This window comes from Streptomyces sp. JNUCC 64 (assembly GCF_054484115.1).
On the sequence record NZ_CM137015.1, the window covers coordinates 1,335,211 to 1,350,669 of the forward strand.

Genomic DNA, 15,459 nt, shown 5'->3' on the forward strand with positions numbered 1-15,459 from the left:
GGCACGGAGGACGACGCGGAGGACATGCCGCTCTCCCTCCGGCTGTCGATAGCGGACACCCTCACGCTCGGCAACGCGACCTGTGGCTTCATGGCGGTGTACTTCACCACCACCGGCATCCTGATCCCGCACCTCACCGGCAGCGACGAGTCCGGCATGGCCCGGCACTCGGCCGCCACCGCGGTGATCCTGATGCTGTGCGCCGCGATCTTCGACCTCTTCGACGGTCTGGTCGCCCGCAAGCTGCGGTCCTCGCCGATGGGCGCGGAGCTGGACAACCTCTCCGACCTCATCAGCTTCGGCCTGGCCCCGGCGTACTTCGTGCTGGTCTACGGCATGGTCGCGGACGACGCGTACCAGAAGGTCGCCGCGGTCGGGGCGATCGTGGTGCTGCTGGCGGTGGTGCTGAGACTCGCCCGGTTCTCCTGCGTCACCGTGCGTGACGGGGTCTTCCAGGGCATGCCGAGTCCCTTCGGCGCCCTGACCGTGGTCTCCATCGTCCTGCTCGGACTGCCCTTCTTCGCGACGCTGCTCGCGATCGTGGGCACCGCGTGGCTGATGGTGAGCCGGGTGGAGTACCCCAAGCCGCGCGGCATCCTCGCGGTGGCCGTGCTGTCGTGGATCGTGCTCAGCATGGGGCTGCTGGCGGCCTGGGCGTTCGACGCGCCCAACGGGCTGCTGCTGCTCCAGACGGGCTGCGCGCTCCAGCTGGTGATGGGCGCGGTGATCCCCCTGTTCGCCACGGCCCGCCGGGTGAACAACTTCCGCGACAACCGTCGGGAGGCGCGCGCGGCGCACATGCCGTGAGCGACCCCGAAGCGTCCGAACGGCGCGGCCCCCGGTCCTGGTGACCGGGGGCCGCGCCGTTTCCGTGTGCGTCCCGGGGTCCCGGGGTCCGGGGTGCCGCAGGGGCGCCGGGTGCGCGTCGGGGGTTGGGCGCCCGTCGGGGGCTGGGCCCGGGGGCCGTTGGGCCCGCCCGGTACAGGGCGCCACCGGCACGTACGGGCTCGTGGAGGTGCAGGTGGACGCCGCCCGCCCTGCGAAGAGCCCGGCGCCCGCCCTGCGAAGGGCCCGGCGCGCCACCACATCCAACCGGGGCTTTTCCCACCATAGTGGGGCGCGATGAGCGCAGAGACGATGGACCAGTCAGCACCGGACGGCCCCGAAGGGCCCGACGGCCCGGGCGGACCGGGTGGGCCCGACGACCCCGCCACACCACCGGAGGGCGCGGCGGACACCTCCCCCGACGGCCTCCTGGTGGGCATCGGGGTGGCCGTGGTCCTCGGGATCGTCGCCTGGGCGGCGATCGGCAAGGACTCCTTCGACACGGTGTCGGACACCGCCCTGCAATGGGTCCTCGCCAACTTCGCCTGGCTGTTCGTCATCGCGGCGGACGCCTTCCTGGTGCTGTGCCTGGTGCTCGCGTTCTCCCGGTTCGGACGGGTCAAGCTCGGTGCGGACGACAGCGAGCCGGAGTTCACCAACCTGGCCTGGATCGCCATGATGTTCAGCGCGGGCATGGGCATCGGCCTGATGTTCTACGGGGTCGGGGAGCCGCTGACGCACTATCTGGAACCGCCCCCGGACAGCGGGGTGGAACCGCGCACCGGGGGGTCCGCACGGGTCGCCCTGGAGTACTCGTTCTTCCACTGGACGCTGACCCCCTGGGCGATCTACGGGATCGCGGGCCTCGCCCTCGCCTACGCGGGGTTCCGCAAAGGGCGCGGCAACCGGCTGAGTTCGGTGTTCGTCCCGCTGCTCGGGGAGCGCCGGGCGGCCGGGTGGCCGGGCCGGGTCATCGATCTGCTGGCCGTGTTCGCGACGGTCTTCGGGACGGCGACCAGTCTGGGCGTCGGCACCCTCCAGGTCTCCACCGGACTGGGACTGACCGCCGGGATCGACGACTCGACCTCGCTGCAACTGCTGATCGTGGTCGTGCTGTCCGGGGCGTTCGTGATCTCCGCGTTCTCCGGGCTCCACAAGGGCGTGAAATGGCTGAGCACCCTGAACATCGTGCTCGCCGCCGCCCTGATGGTCTTCGTCTTCCTGCTCGGGCCGACCGTCTTCATCCTCGACGCGATCCCGGCGAGCGTCGGCGGCTACCTCAACGACCTGTTGTCCATGGCCACCCGGACCGGCGCCTTCACCGACAGTTCCTGGCTCGGGGCCTGGACCATCTTCTACTGGGCGTGGTGGCTGTCCTGGGCGCCGTTCGTGGGCACCTTCATCGCCCGGATCTCGCACGGCCGCACCATCCGGGAGTTCCTGATCGGGGTGCTGCTGGTGCCCAGCGGCGCCACCGTGGTGTGGTTCTGCGTGATGGGCGGGACGGGCATCCGGCTGGACGAGACCGGGCAGGTCGACATGGCCGCGAAGATCGGGGAGGGGGCAGAGGAATCCCTCTTCGCGATGCTCGACGCGCTGCCGCTGGGCACGGTCACCTCCTGGGTGGCGATGGTGCTGGTGATGACGTACTTCGTCACCAGCGCGGACTCGGCCTCGCTGGTGATGGGGTCGCTCACCAGCCGGGGCGCGCTGCACCCCCGCACCTGGCTGGTGGTGCTGTGGGGCGTGCTGATGGCCGCGGTGGCGGCGGTGCTCCTGGTCGCCGGGGGGCTCCAGTCACTCCAGACGGCGACCATTCTGGTGGCCCTGCCGTTCGTGGTGGTGATGCTGCTGCTGTGCTGGGCGCTGCTGGCGGAGCTGCGGGTGGACCCCGGGGCGGGCGCCCACCGCCAGCACCGGCTGCACGGGCTGCGGGACGCGGTGCGGACGATGGTCGGCGAGGCGATCTCCGAGGTCGGCCCGGAGCGGCACCGGCGACTGCGACGGCTGGCCCGCAAGGGGCCGGGCGACTCCGACTGAGTCCCGGCGGCGTTCCCCGGCGGCGTCTCCAGCGGCGTTCCCCGGCGGCATTCGTCGGCGGCGCCCCCGGTGGTGGGAGAACCCGCCACCGGACGGACGACCTCCGCCCGCCGTCGGCCCTCTGACCGGATGACGACGGACCGGGCCCTCCCCCGGGTGTCGGGCGGGCGGCCGGGGACCGACGCCAGCGCCATCGCCCTCTCCCTCCGGCTCCCGGCTCCCGAGCATGAGACGGGTGGGCCCGATGGGTACGAGGGGCGGCGCTGGCGGACAGGACGGGCGCGGGTGTCAGGGCCCGGCGGGCGTCAGGACCCGATGGGCTGCCGGAGGGGGACGCCGCCGCCCTCCGCCGCCTCACGGAGCACCCGGGCCAGCTCGCCGGGGGCCGAGAACATCGGCCAGTGCCCGGTGTCCAGTTCGAAGCCGGTGGCCCCCCGGTCGGCGAGGTCCGCGTACTCCGGGTCGCCCTCGGCGAGGCGTCGGCGCACCCCGGCGAGGGTGGCGCCGTTACGGGCGCACAGCACCACGGTGGCCGGGACGGCCCGGTACGCGCCGGTCAGCCGCAGGGGTTCGGTGACGGTGCCGAAGGGCTGCGGGGCGCCGAGGCGGGCCAGTCGCTCGCGGTCGGCGGGCGACACCCCGTCGAGCCGGGCGATGTCGTCGATCAGGTCCACCGGGGGCATCGGCCAGCGCCACCCCGCGCCGTGCTCCGCGACCCAGGCCGCGACGGACCGGACCGGTTCCGGGGGCATCGTCGTCTCCAGCGAGGACAGCCCGTCCCGGGGGACGGGTCCGTCCAGGTGGACGAGCCGGGCCGTCCGGCCGGGGACGCGGTCCACCGCCCCGGCCGCCGGGAGGATCCCGTAGCTGTGCCCGACGACCACCGCGTCGGTCAGTTCCTCGTGCTCCAGCACCGCCACCACGTCCTCGACGTGGGTGGCGAGCCGGACCTCCGGACCGGCGAGGTGGCGCCGGTCGCCCAGGCCGGTCAGGGTCACCGGGTGCGCTCCGTGCCCGGCGGCGCGCAGTTCCGCCGCCACCTCCCGCCACGCCCAGCCGCCCAGCCAGCCGCCCGGGACCAGGACGAACTCCGTCATGATCGTGCTCCTTCCACCGGTCGCCCGGTCGCCGTGAACGACGCCTACGCTAGGAACTCCCGTAGGGGGAGGTACCAGCCGGAACGGGTGGAGGGGGCGCCGCCGTGGACGGCGAGGCCACGATGGGCATCGGCGAACTGGCCCGGCGGGCCGGGGTCTCCGTCAAGACGGTGCGCTTCTACTCCGACGAGGGGCTGCTGCCGACCGGGGGCCGCTCCCCCGGCGGTCACCGGAGGTACGGACCGCGCGCGCTGGAGCGGCTGCGTGGCATCCGGGACCTACGGGCCCTCGGGATGCCGCTGCCTGAGGTCGTCGCGGCGCTGGCCGACGGCCCGGACGACTCCGGTGGCTCCGGTGGCTCCGGTGGCTCCGGTGGCTCCGGTGGCTCCGGCAGGCTGGATTCCGGCGGCCCGGACGGACCGGCCCTGGAGGCGGCGCTGGCCGCCCGGCTCGCCGAGGTGGAGGAGCGGCTCACGGCGCTGCGGTGGCGGGCGGCGGCGCTGCGGGCGCTGAGCGGGGCCCGGACGGTGAGCGTCCCGCGCTGCTGCGGGCGCTGGGCGCACTGCCGCAGCCGCCGGACACCGGGGTGTTCGCCCGCTTCTGGCGCCGGGTGCTGCCCGTGCGGCTGCCCGCCCGGGTACGGGACTCGGTGGTGGACACGGCGGTGCCGGAACTGCCCGCCGATCCGACGCCCGCCCAAGCGGTCAGCGCCGCCCGGCTGCACGCCCTGACGTCCGACGAGGGGTTCGCCACCCGGGTCCGGCGGGCCAACGACCGGGCGGTCGGACACCGGGACCCGGCCCGGCTCTACGACGCGCTCGGCGAGGCCCACGCCCTGGCCGCCGTCGCGATGGGCGAGGGCGCCGCACCCGGGCCCGGCGAGGCCCTGGACGTCTTCGCCGGGGCCTTCGCCCTCGGCCACGGGGAGCCCGACACCCCCCGGTTCCGGAGCGGGCTGCTGGCATCGCTGCGCACCGGCGGGGACCCCCGCCTCGGACTGTACTGGCGGCTGACCCGGGAACTGCGGGGCGACGGCGGCCCGCCGACCACGGGGGCCGCGCACGGCTGGCTGATCGCGGGGCTCGCCCGCGCGGTCGAGGGACCGGGGGCGCGCGGCTGACCGGCGACCATGCCGCTTCCCCTTGGCCGTCAATAGCCTTGACCATGAAGGGGGTTGAGCCAGGGCAACGGAGGGGAACGGCGCGTTTCCCGTCGGGTCAGGTGGCACCACTGACACCCAACCCCAGGCATTTTGAAGGCACTTGCACATTTTGCCCCGAAAGGCCATCATCACTCCTCTCGGTAGCGGCTCCGTTACCGCCTGGGAGTCCAGAGCATGAACGGACGGGCCCCTACGCTCAACCTGGCCAACGGAAAAGATCACTTGGGGGACGGATGGTGAACCGCAAAGAGCTGAACCCGGACGCGTCACCGCAGGCTGCCTTCGGAGCACGCGTGCGCAGCTCACGGGAGGCTCGCGGCTGGACGCAGGACGAACTCGCGGAGCGGATGAGGACGAGCGGCGGGCACATCTCAGCCATCGAAACCGCCCGCAAAACCGCCTCTTTGCGCTTCGCGAAGTTCGCTGACCGGGCGTTCGGGCTGGTGGGGCGGGATTCCACGTTCGAGCGCGCGTGGCGTGAGATGTCCGGCGGCTCCCTGCTGGAAGGGTTTCCCGAGTACGTGCGGCATGAGCGCGTCGCAGTGGAGATCCGGCTGTTCGAGACCGGGCTGATCCCTGGCCCGCTCCAGACGCGGGAGTACTCACAGGCGCTGGAGTCTGGCAACGTCCGGAGAGGAACGATCACACCCGAGCAAGCCGAAGAACGAGTCTCGCTCATCGCGGAACGCCAAGCCGCTTTGGTTCGCCCCGTACCGCCGATCATCCTCGTGGTCCTGGATGAGAGTTGCCTCCGACGACAGATCGGCGGCCCCGAGGTCATGGCGGAACAGTTGGAGAGTCTGATTCGCTTCGCCGAGCAGCCGCACACCTCCCTCCAGGTCGCCCCGTTCACCATGGGTGAGCGACGGCCGTTCGGCCGCTCGGTGAACCTGCTGACGCTCGCGGGTGGTGGCGTCGCCGCATACTTGGAGTCAGAGGTCCACGGGTACCTGGATCTGGACCGTGAAAGCCCTTGGGTGCGCCGGTTGGTGAGGGAATACCATCAGTTGCAGATCGAGTCCTTGTCGCAGGCCGACTCCGTGGCCATGATCAATGAAGTGAAGGATGGATTCCTCCATGCCAACTGAAGTCACCTCTCTCCGTTGGGTGAAGAGCACATACTCCGGCAACGGTGGGACCTGCGTCGAGTGGGCGCCTACCCACGCGGCCACGACCGGCACCGTCCCCGTACGCGACAGCAAGACCACCGACGGCCCCGTACTCACCGTGTCCAGCGGTGCCTGGAGCACGTTCGTCAGCGGTCTGTAGCACCCCGCGCACTACCCACGCCCCCAACTGCTGCGGTTGGGGGCGTTTTCGTACCCGGGGACCGGCGTATGCCACCCTGTGCTCTTGGACGTGACCACGCAAGCACGAGAGGGAAACCCATGACTGGTGAGTCCCGCTGGCAGAAGTCCTCCTACAGCGACAACGGTGGCGACTGCGTCGAATGGGCGCCCGCTCACGCCACCACCACCGGCACCGTCCCCGTACGCGACAGCAAGACCACCGACGGCCCCGCGCTCACCGTCTCCAACGACGCCTGGAACGCGTTCGTCGGCAGCCTGTAGCACCCCGCGCACCACCCACGCCCCCGGCCCACTGCGGTTGGGGGCGTTTTCGTACCGTGCGTCGGGCCCGGCGCTCAGGAGCGGGTGGCCGTTTCGCACTGCTCTTCGGAGCGGCCGTCGCCGGTCCGGACCGGGGCCTCGCGGTCGTACGGGTCGATGCCGGGGCCGCCGCCGGAGCGGGGCCGTTCGGTGCCGAAGGCCGGGGTGAGGAAGCCGGTGGTCGGACCGCAGCCGCCGTTGGTGGTGTGGACCGCGTACGAGACGAGGGAGAACGTCCCGGGCTCGGTGTCGACCTTCGCGGGGTCGTGCCAGTCCATCACCACCTCGCGGCGCACGACCGTCCGTACGACCTCTCCCCCGCCGTCCGCCGGGGTGACCGGGTACACGAAGGTGACGTCGGCGGTCACCCTCAGGGCTCCGTGCTCGCCCTCGCGGAAGGTGACCCGGCCCCGGGTCCGCACCTCGTCCCCGACGAGCCGGGCGCGTTCCCGGTCGAACCGGGTGAAGAGCAGCAGCGGGTCGTTCTTCCCGTCCGGCGCGTCGAACGCAGTGGTCAGCAGGCCCCGTACGTCCCGCTGGCGCGGGTTGACCAGGGCGACCGCGCGGGCGGGGCGCTCGCCCCGGAGCACCACGGGGTCCAGGTTGGCGGCGGCCAGGAAGTCACGGCTGCGGCCCAGGGCCCGTTCCACCCGGCGCTCGTCCATCCAGCCGGTGGCCTTGGCCGGAGGGAGCGGGATTCCGGCCGCACCGCTCGCCCAGCGCTCGGCGGGGGAACCCCGGAAGGGTTCCTCAAGGGTCGGCCGGGGTCCGGTCGGGGTCGTGGTGGACGTCTTCGCGTCGGCCGTGTCGCTTCCGCCGTCGAACCAGCCGACCACCCGGTCCGGGTCCACCGCCACCACGGCCAGGGCGAGCGCCGCCAGCACCCCGGCGGCGTACCAGCCCTTCCGCCGCTTCGGCCGAGGCGGGGCGGGAGCCCGCCAGGGCGGCGGGGGTCCGGGGTTCTCCCGTAGCCGACGGGCGACGGCGCGGACCCGTGCCGACGGCTCCTCGGGGGCGTCGGGCACGCCGTCCACCGACTCCGCGAGGAAGCGCTCCCACTCCCCGTCGGACACCGACGGTCCCCGCCCGTTCCCCGCGCTCATGTCCGGTCCCTCGTGCCGCGCACCGGCTCCGGCGCCTCCTGCAAGATCACCACCGCATGATGCCACGCGGCTTCCGGGCAGGTCAGAGGGGTCCGGGGGCGGTGGCTCCGTGGTCCGGTCCCCCAGCGGCGGGGCCGTCAGAAGAGGGCCGTGCCGCGTTCGAAGTCGAGCAGGCGGCGCTTGCGGGGCAGTCCGCCGCCGTAGCCGGTGAGGTCGCCGTTGGCGCCGATCACCCGGTGGCAGGGAACGATCACGCTGATCGGGTTCTTGCCGTTGGCGAGGCCCACCGCGCGGGACGCCGCCGGGTTGCCGAGCGCGGCGGCCAGTTCCCCGTAGGTGCGGGTCTCCCCGTACGGGATGCGCAGCAGCTGCTCCCAGACGGACCGCTGGAAGCCGGTGCCGTCGAGCCGCAGGGGCAGGTCGAACTCCGTCAGCTCCCCGGCGAAGTACGCGTCGAGCTGGCGGGCCGTCTCGGTGAAGGGGCCGGGGTCGCGGTCGCCGAAGGACTCCTCCGGCGGGCGGTGGCGCTGGTCGGTCATGTAGACGCCGCTGAGGACGCCCCCGGTGGCGACGAGGGTGAGGGTGCCGTAGGGGCTGTCGACGTGGGTGTGCTGGCGGGTGGTGGGGCTGGTGGTGCTCATGTCCGTGCTCCTGGTCGGGGACGGGAGGGGCGGTGGGAGGGGCGGGTCAGTCGGGGAGGGTGTTGATCGGGTGGTCGTCGGTGGCCCAGAGGTACTGGACCGCGTACGCACGCCAGGGGCGCCAGGCGGCGGCGCGGGCGGTGAGCGCGGCGGGCGTCGAGGGCAGTCCAAGGCCCCGTGCGGCGCGGCGCACCCCCAGGTCGGCGGCGGGGAAGGCGTCCGGGTCGCCCAGCGCCCGCATGGCGACGACCTCGACCGTCCAGGGGCCGAAGCCGGGCAGCGCCGTCAGCCGGGCACGGGCCTCGGCCCAGTCGGACTCGGCGCCCAGCCGCAGCGAGCCGTCGGCGAGCGCCCCGACCAGCGTGGTCAGGGTGGTGCGGCGGCTGCGGGGCAGGGCGAGCGCCTCCGGGTCCAGCGCGGCCAGCGCCTTCGGCGCGGGGAACAGGTGGGTGAGGCCGCCCCCGGGGTCCTCGACCGGTTCGCCGTGCGCGGTGACCAGCCGGGCCGCGTGGGTGCGCGCGGCGGCGGTGGAGACCTGCTGGCCGAGCACCGCCCGGACGGCGAACTCCGCCTCGTCGACCGTGCGCGGCACCCGGCGGCCGGGGGCGGCGCTGACCAGGGGCGCCAGCAGCGGATCGGCGGCGAGCTGGGCGTCCACCGCGACGGGGTCGGCGTCGAGGTCCAGCATGCGGCGGCAGCGGCTGATGGCGACGGTGAGGTCCCGGGGATCGGTGAGGGTCAGTCGGCAGCCGATGTGGTCCGGGTGGGGGGTGAGGGCGACGACCCCGTGCCCGTACGGCAGCCGCAGGGTGCGGCGGTACGCCCCGTCCCGCCACTCCTCGACGCCGGGCACCGCCGTGGCCACCAGGTGGCCGAAGAGGTTGTCGGGGGTCAGCGGGGCGCGGAACGGCAGCCGCAGGGAGAGGGTGCCGGGGGTCAGCGGGGCGGGGGCCGTCCGGCCGCCGCGCCGCGCGGCCCGGGTCCGCAGTTCGCTCGGGGAGAGCGCGAAGACCTCGCGGACCGTGTCGTTGAAGGTGCGGATGGAGGCGAAGCCCGCGGCGAAGGCGATCTCGGCCATCGGCAGCGGGGTGGTCTCGATCAGCAGCCGGGCGGTCTGCGCTCGCTGGGCACGGGCGAGGGCCAGCGGTCCGGCGCCCAGTTCGGCCAGGAGCTGGCGTTCGACCTGGCGGGTGCTGTAGCCGAGGTGGGCGGCGAGTCCGGGGACGCCCTCGCGGTCCACCAGGCCGTCGGCGATCAGCCGCATGGCGCGGGCGACGAGGTCGGCGCGCTGGTTCCACTCCGGTGAGCCGGGGCTGGTGTCGGGACGGCACCGCTTGCACGCCCGGAACCCGGCCTGCTGGCAGGCCGCCGCACTGGGGTAGAACGTCATGTTCTCCGGCTTGGGCGGGACCACGGGACAGCTGGGGCGGCAGTAGATGCGGGTGGTGAGCACGGCGGTGAAGAACCAGCCGTCGAACCGGCCGTCCTTCGACCGGACCGCTCTCACGCACCGCTCGGTGTCGGCGTGCATCGCGCTTGGCATGGTTCCAGCATCGGGGACCCAAGGGGGCGGGGCTGGCGGGAATCCGACATCGTTGTCCGGTGACCGTCGACCGGACGGAGGCCGGGCGGGGCCGGAGCGGTCAGCGGCCGTCGTGGACGCGAGCCCCGGGCAGTCCGCCCCGGGCGGCGAGGACGACCGTCGCCAGGAGGGCGAGCGCCGCTCCCGCCCCGGTGAGCAGCCCGAAGCCGCCGTAGGCGACCAGCACCCCGGAGGCCAGTCCGCCGGAGGCCCCGGCGACCAGCACCCCCACGTCCATGAAGCCCTGGTAGTCGGCCCGGCGGTCGGGCGGCGCGGCGTCGGCGACCATCGTCGTCCCGCTGACGAAGCCCAGGTTCCAGCCGACGCCGAGCAGCACCAGGGCGGCGCCCAGGGCGAGGGCCGAGCCGGGCGGGGCGGTGTACGCGAGGAGCGCGGCGGCGCCCATCACGACGGCCCCGAGGGCGGCGGTGGGCATCCGTCCGGCGCGGTCGACCAGATGGCCGGAGAGCGGGGAGGAGAGGTACATGGCGCCCATGTGCAGCCCGATGACCAGTCCGGCGGTGCCGGTGGTGTGTCCGTGGCCGGTCATGTGCACCGGGGTCATCGTCATGATCGCGATCATGACGACCTGGCTGAGCACCATCACCGCGGCGCCCCCGGCCATCCGGCGCAGGTCGTCGCGCGGCGGGCGGCGGGACGTGCCGGGGGGCACGGGCGGCCCGGTGATGGCGGTGGTCGGGGTACCGGGCGCCGAAGTGCCCGCCGTCGCGGTTCCGGCGGCCTCCGCCCCGGCCAGTTCGCGGGCCAGCAGCAGCGGATCGGGCCGCAGCAGTGCCCACAGCGTCAGCGCGGCGGCCAGGAAGGCGGCGGCGGCCAGCAGGAAGGGGCCGGAGAGCCGGGGCAGGTCCCAGGCGTCGGCGAGGTTTCCGGTGGCGTCCACGAGGCCGGGTCCGGCGATGGCCCCGGCGGCGGTGGCGAACAGGACGGTGCTCACGGCCCGGCCACGCCGTTCGGGGGCGGCCAGGTCGGCACCGGCGTAGCGGGCGAGCATGATCGAGGCGCTGCCCGCTCCGTAGACGAGCAGTCCCAGGACGAGCAGCGGCACGCTGTCCCAGGCGGTGGCGGCGACCACGACGAGGCTCCCGAAGGCGCCCCCGCCGTAGCCGAGGGTGAGGCCGGGCCGTCTGCCCCAGCGCTGACAGGCCCGGCCGATCCCCGCGGCCCCCACTGCCGCGCCTATGGTGAACAGCGCGCTCGGCACCCCGGCCAGGCCGGTGGAACCGAGCATCTCCTCGGCGAGCAGCGCGCCGACGGTGATTCCGGCCGCGAGGGCCGCGCCGTTCAGGATCTGGGTGGTCACGAGGACCGCGAGGACCCGCCGCTGCGCGGGGTGCTCTCCTCGGTCCGGCGTGACGGACGATGTGGCGGGGGACGTCATGCGCTCGCTCTCCTCGTGGTGCGCGGAGGGCGGCGGTGGACGCGCCCCGGTGTTCCGGTGCGGCTACGCGGCGCGCGCCGAGCGCAGCGTGGCGATGTCCTCCAGGGTGAGGTTCATGCGGTCGCGGAGGAACCGGACGATGGTCCAGTGCGGGACGGCCTCCTCCTCGAAGGGGCCGAACTCCTGGCAGTAGAGCGGGATCCAGCGGAGGGCTTCCTCGATGGTCCGTTCACGGCCGGGCTCCTCGGCGTACTCCTCGTACCCGATGCTGCGGTGGTTGACGAAGAAGCGGCCCGGAAGGCGTTCCTCGCAGAGTTCCCGGTATTCACGGGTCTGGAGGATCAGATAGTGCCATATCTCGTCGATGTGCTGTTCCACGGGCAGGAAGAGACCGGCGAGTTCGGTGCGGTGACGGGAGACCAGGAAAAGATAGCGAAGGCATTCCGTCACCTGCCGCTCGATTTCCTGGCGGGTACCGCCGGTCTCCTTCATGAAATACGTGACGACTTCCTCGTGGAGCTTTTCTCCGAGAAGGTTCACGAGATCCGCTTCAGTCGTTCGCCGCTGCGTTTTCATCGTTCTCCAGACCGGGTGGGGGTTTCCGTCACGAGCCAGGCGTACTTTCCTGACTGACCGACCGGTATATGGGCGCGGTGGTGGGCCGCGCAGCGCATTCCGGTCAGGTCTCCGACGAGTTTCTCCAGCGCCGGCGCCTCGGACGGTTCGAGGGGCGCGTCGTCGAAGGTGGTGTAGTCGAGGCGGACGTCCCCGGCCTCCGTCGGACGCAGTTGGTAGAGGAAGACGCGCGGCGAGGCGGCGGCCACGCACTCGTCCAGGTCGCCCTGGGAGACGGGTCCCGTGGGCGCGTGCAGGAGTTCCTTCTCCCGGCCGCAGAAGCGGATGACCTTCGCCGGGTCGGGGGTGCCGTCGGCGGTGCGGACGCAGTCGCCCGAGCGGTAGCGGACCAGTGGCATGTAGGGGTTGCGCACACTGGTGACGATGAGTCCGTAGAGCGTGCCGCCGGGGGTGACCGGGACCAGTTCGAGGCTCATCCGGTCCAGGTACGGGTGGTACCGTCCGGCGCTGTCGCTGTAGTACAGGTAGCCGAGTTCGGTGCTGCCGAACAGGTCGATGACCGGGCGGCCGAGACGGCGTTCCAGGAAACGGCGGACGTTGAGCGGGGTGTACTCGTACGCCGTGATGACGGTCTCGGGCCTCGGGAAGGCGTCCCACAGTCCCCAGCGCTCCGCCTTGCGGACCAGATGGGCCAGGTGGTAGCCGGAGCAGTCGAGGTGGTACCAGCCCCCGGGGTGGGCGGCCCGCTCGGCACGGATCTCCTCCGTCATCCGCTCGACGTCGGCGCGCTCCCAGAGGTCGGGGTCGAGGCGCAGGTTGAGGTAGACCGTGCGGTCGTCCAGCCTGCGGTCGTCGAGGGAGGGGACGGCATCGGGACGGACGCCCGCGCTCCGGGCGTTGACCCGGGCCACGTGCTCGGTCGCCAGCACGGTCGTCAGGGAGGTCCGGCGGCAGCCCGCGTGCCAGGTCCTGGCGATGTCGGGGTGCTCGCTCCACAGCTTGTAGTAGCTCTTGAGCAGGAAGTACGGGGGTCTGATGAGCTGCATGCGGGCGTGGTTGGTGCCCGTCGACAGGACGAACTCCGCCTCGCCTCGGTCCAGCGCGGTGGCCAGCCGGGGCGTCATCCAGTTCTCGGGGAATCCGCGGGCTATCTCCGGTTTCTCCAGGATCGGGAAGTGGCCGCGTGCGAGGGATTCCCGGTAGATCGGGATGTCCTTGATGTGGTCGATGACATCAGGGACGGGCTGGCTGTCCATGTTCAACCTTCGTGGGGTGCGGAACAGGGGAACAGAAAGGTCGGTGACGGGCCCGGGGAAGCCCGACGGCACCCGGACGGCGACTGGCCGCCACCGTCCGGGGTGACGGTGCGCGAATCAGCCTCCGGGCTGGACGGGCGTCAGGAAATACAACCCGTCTTGGGGGCCGCGCTGATGCAGCCGCTCTTCGGGGCGGCGCTGATGCACCCGGTCTTGTCGCCGGCCGTCGCGGAGTTGAGCGCGTTCCACGCCTGCCAGTTGTCGTCCTGGGCCATCTTCTTGATGAGCTGTTCCATTTCGACCTCCTGTGGGGGGGGGAGCACGGTGATCGCCGTGCTTTCGATGATGGGAAGCTAGGAGCCCGCGGCTATGCGTGTCAATGGAATCAGGAATGAGAAAACGCTCATGGTCATCCGGGCCCGGAGAGGGGAACGGAACCGGGGGTGAGCGGCCTCCGCCGGACATCCGGCGGGGGATGCGTGGTGTGCCCACGTTCAGTCCGTGTTCAGTCCGTGTTCGGTTCGCGATCAGCCCGGGAGGTGCCGCCGTGAGGGCGGGAGCGGAAGCGGCGCCGGGCGCGGCACGGCGGGCGCGGCGGGTCCGGAACCGCGCGCGGCGCGACGGGTGGGCCCGGCACCGGACACGCGCCGGACAGGCACCGGGCGCGCCGCCGCTGGCTCGAAAGCGGTGGCGCGGTCCCGGGCCGGAGGACAGTGGTGGGTCAGGAGCCGTTCCGCAGTCGCCGCCAGACGGCCTTGGCCGCGTTGTGGCCGGACATGCCGTGCACCCCGGGCCCCGGCGGGGTCGCGGAGGAGCAGAGGAACACGGCGGGGTGCGGGGTGTGGTGGGGGCGCAGGCTGAGCCGGGGACGGAGCAGCAGTTGGAGTCCGTCGGCGGCGCCGCAGGCGATGTCCCCGCCGACGTAGTTGGCGTTGCGGTCGGCGAGTTGCGGCGGTCCCGCCGTGGCGCGGGCGAGGACCCGGTCCCGGAAGCCGGGCGCGAAGCGCTCCAGTTGGCGTTCGATGGCCTCGGTGAGGTCGCCGTCCCAGCCGTTGGGGACGTGGCCGTACGCCCAGAAGACGTGTTTGCCCTCGGGGGCCCTGCTCGGGTCGACGAGGGAGGGCTGCACGGTGATCAGGAAGGGGACGTCGGGGGCGCGGCCCTCGCGGGAGGCGGCGCGCAGCGCGGCGCTGATCTCCCGGCTGCTCGGCCCGATCTGGACGGTTCCGGCGCGGCGGGCCTCCTCGGAGGTCCAGGGCACCGGTCCGTCCAGGGCGTAGTCGATCTTGAAGGCGGAGGCGCCGTACCGGTAGCCGTCGTAGTAGCCGCCGAGGTCGGCGATCCGGGCCAGGGCGCGCGGCGAGGTGTCGAAGACGTAGGCGCGGGCGGGCGGCAGGTCGTCGAGCCGCTTCACCTCGAAGTCGGTGTGGATCTCCCCGCCGAGGTCCCGCAGGTAGCCGGCGAGCGCGTCGGCGATGGACTGCGAGCCGCCCCGGGCGACGGGCCACCCCCCGGTGTGCGCGGCGAGCGCGAAGACCAGGCCGACGGCGCTGGTGGCGAGACCGCCCAGCGGGGCGATGACATGGGCGACGAGCCCGGCGAACAGGGCCTTCGCCCGGTCGTCGTGGAACCGCCGCAGCAGCCAGGTGGACGGCGGCAGCCCGACGAGGCCGAACCGGGCGAGGGTGACCGGGTCGCGGGGCAGCGCGGTCAGCGGCAGCGCCATGAAGTCCCGCACCAGGGACTCCCAGCGGGCGGCGAGCGGGGTCACCAGACGGCGGTAGGCGCCCGCGTCCCGGGGGCCGAGGGAGGCGGCGGTCTCCGCGATGGAGCGGGACAGCACGGCGGCCGTGCCGTCCGGGAACGGATGGGCCATCGCCAGCGGGGCGTTCAGCCACTCCAGCCCGTACCGGTCCAGCGGCATGCCCGAGAAGGCCGGGGAGGCGGCCCCGAGGGCGTGCGCCGCCGCGCACGGGTCGTGCCGGAAGCCGGGGAGCGTCAGTTCCTCGGTGCGACAGCCCCCGCCGACCGTGTCGCGGGCCTCGAAGACGGCCACCGAGAGACCTCTTCGGGCCAGTTCCACGGCGGCGGTCAGTCCGTTCGGCCCCGCCCCCACGACGATCACGTCCCGCATCGACGGCACTTCCGACTCCTTCGTCAGCCGTTTC

At 73.1% G+C, this 15,459-nt stretch carries 16 protein-coding genes; 7 read left to right on the forward strand and 9 right to left on the reverse strand.

The genetic code is table 11. The features are described 5' to 3' along the window. Positions 1-24: 24 nt before the first annotated feature. Entirely contained in the window at positions 25-807 is a 783-nt protein-coding gene (gene pssA, locus ACVWNX_RS05275) for a CDP-diacylglycerol--serine O-phosphatidyltransferase (protein WP_454414641.1), read from the forward strand. A gap of 315 nt (positions 808-1,122) precedes the next feature. Next, complete coding sequence (locus ACVWNX_RS05280; RefSeq protein WP_454412694.1) at positions 1,123-2,865, forward strand: BCCT family transporter; 1,743 nt, start codon at positions 1,123-1,125, stop codon at positions 2,863-2,865. Between the two features lie 305 nt (positions 2,866-3,170). On the opposite strand, the gene ACVWNX_RS05285 is transcribed toward ACVWNX_RS05280, so the two are convergent. Continuing rightward, positions 3,171-3,962, reverse strand: a complete 792-nt coding sequence (locus ACVWNX_RS05285; protein ID WP_454412695.1) for an alpha/beta fold hydrolase — start codon at positions 3,960-3,962, stop codon at positions 3,171-3,173. Between the two features lie 104 nt (positions 3,963-4,066). Here ACVWNX_RS05285 and ACVWNX_RS05290 point away from each other — a divergent pair, with 104 nt between their 5' ends. The 5 genes from ACVWNX_RS05290 (at position 4,067) to ACVWNX_RS05310 (ending at position 6,695) form a co-directional block, all read left to right on the forward strand. Further along, positions 4,067-4,693 (forward strand): helix-turn-helix domain-containing protein, encoded by a 627-nt coding sequence (locus tag ACVWNX_RS05290; protein ID WP_454412696.1) that lies wholly within the window; start codon positions 4,067-4,069, stop codon positions 4,691-4,693. Next, on the forward strand, positions 4,627-5,082 hold the full coding sequence (locus ACVWNX_RS05295) for a hypothetical protein (RefSeq protein WP_454412697.1): 456 nt from the start codon (positions 4,627-4,629) through the stop codon (positions 5,080-5,082). The genes ACVWNX_RS05290 and ACVWNX_RS05295 overlap by 67 nt, the downstream gene beginning before the upstream one ends. Positions 5,083-5,357: 275 nt before the next feature. Beyond that, positions 5,358-6,212, forward strand: a complete 855-nt coding sequence (locus tag ACVWNX_RS05300; RefSeq protein WP_454412698.1) for a helix-turn-helix domain-containing protein — start codon at positions 5,358-5,360, stop codon at positions 6,210-6,212. Further along, on the forward strand, positions 6,202-6,393 hold the full coding sequence (locus ACVWNX_RS05305; RefSeq protein WP_454412699.1) for a DUF397 domain-containing protein: 192 nt from the start codon (positions 6,202-6,204) through the stop codon (positions 6,391-6,393). The genes ACVWNX_RS05300 and ACVWNX_RS05305 overlap by 11 nt, the downstream gene beginning before the upstream one ends. 119 nt (positions 6,394-6,512) lie before the next feature. After that, the gene (locus tag ACVWNX_RS05310; RefSeq protein ID WP_454412700.1) at positions 6,513-6,695 is read left to right on the forward strand and encodes a DUF397 domain-containing protein; all 183 of its coding nucleotides are present in this window, start codon (positions 6,513-6,515) and stop codon (positions 6,693-6,695) included. 74 nt (positions 6,696-6,769) lie between these two features. On the opposite strand, the gene ACVWNX_RS05315 is transcribed toward ACVWNX_RS05310, so the two are convergent. The 8 genes from ACVWNX_RS05315 to ACVWNX_RS05350 all read right to left on the reverse strand — a co-directional run bounded on the left by ACVWNX_RS05315 (position 6,770) and on the right by ACVWNX_RS05350 (position 15,452). Next, positions 6,770-7,837, reverse strand: a complete 1,068-nt coding sequence (locus tag ACVWNX_RS05315; RefSeq protein WP_454412701.1) for a hypothetical protein — start codon at positions 7,835-7,837, stop codon at positions 6,770-6,772. A 137-nt stretch (positions 7,838-7,974) separates the two neighbouring features. After that, positions 7,975-8,478, reverse strand: a complete 504-nt coding sequence (locus ACVWNX_RS05320) for a methylated-DNA--[protein]-cysteine S-methyltransferase (RefSeq protein ID WP_454412702.1) — start codon at positions 8,476-8,478, stop codon at positions 7,975-7,977. A gap of 46 nt (positions 8,479-8,524) precedes the next feature. After that, on the reverse strand, positions 8,525-10,009 hold the full coding sequence (locus tag ACVWNX_RS05325; RefSeq protein ID WP_454414642.1) for an AlkA N-terminal domain-containing protein: 1,485 nt from the start codon (positions 10,007-10,009) through the stop codon (positions 8,525-8,527). A 112-nt stretch (positions 10,010-10,121) separates the two neighbouring features. Next, positions 10,122-11,459 (reverse strand): MFS transporter, encoded by a 1,338-nt coding sequence (locus ACVWNX_RS05330; protein ID WP_454412703.1) that lies wholly within the window; start codon positions 11,457-11,459, stop codon positions 10,122-10,124. Between the two features lie 63 nt (positions 11,460-11,522). Continuing rightward, entirely contained in the window at positions 11,523-12,035 is a 513-nt protein-coding gene (locus tag ACVWNX_RS05335) for a glycine-rich domain-containing protein (protein WP_454412704.1), read from the reverse strand. Next, positions 12,032-13,291: a phenylacetate--CoA ligase family protein gene (locus ACVWNX_RS05340; protein ID WP_454412705.1), complete on the reverse strand. Its 1,260-nt coding sequence runs from the start codon at positions 13,289-13,291 to the stop codon at positions 12,032-12,034. Before ACVWNX_RS05340 ends, ACVWNX_RS05335 begins: the two co-directional genes overlap by 4 nt. A gap of 140 nt (positions 13,292-13,431) precedes the next feature. After that, positions 13,432-13,587, reverse strand: coding sequence for a hypothetical protein (locus ACVWNX_RS05345; protein ID WP_445397348.1), 156 nt, complete (start codon positions 13,585-13,587; stop codon positions 13,432-13,434). Positions 13,588-14,012: 425 nt separating this feature from the next. Further along, a complete protein-coding gene (locus tag ACVWNX_RS05350) occupies positions 14,013-15,452 on the reverse strand; it encodes a phytoene desaturase family protein (protein ID WP_454414643.1) in 1,440 nt (479 codons plus the stop codon). Positions 15,453-15,459: the final 7 nt, after the last annotated feature.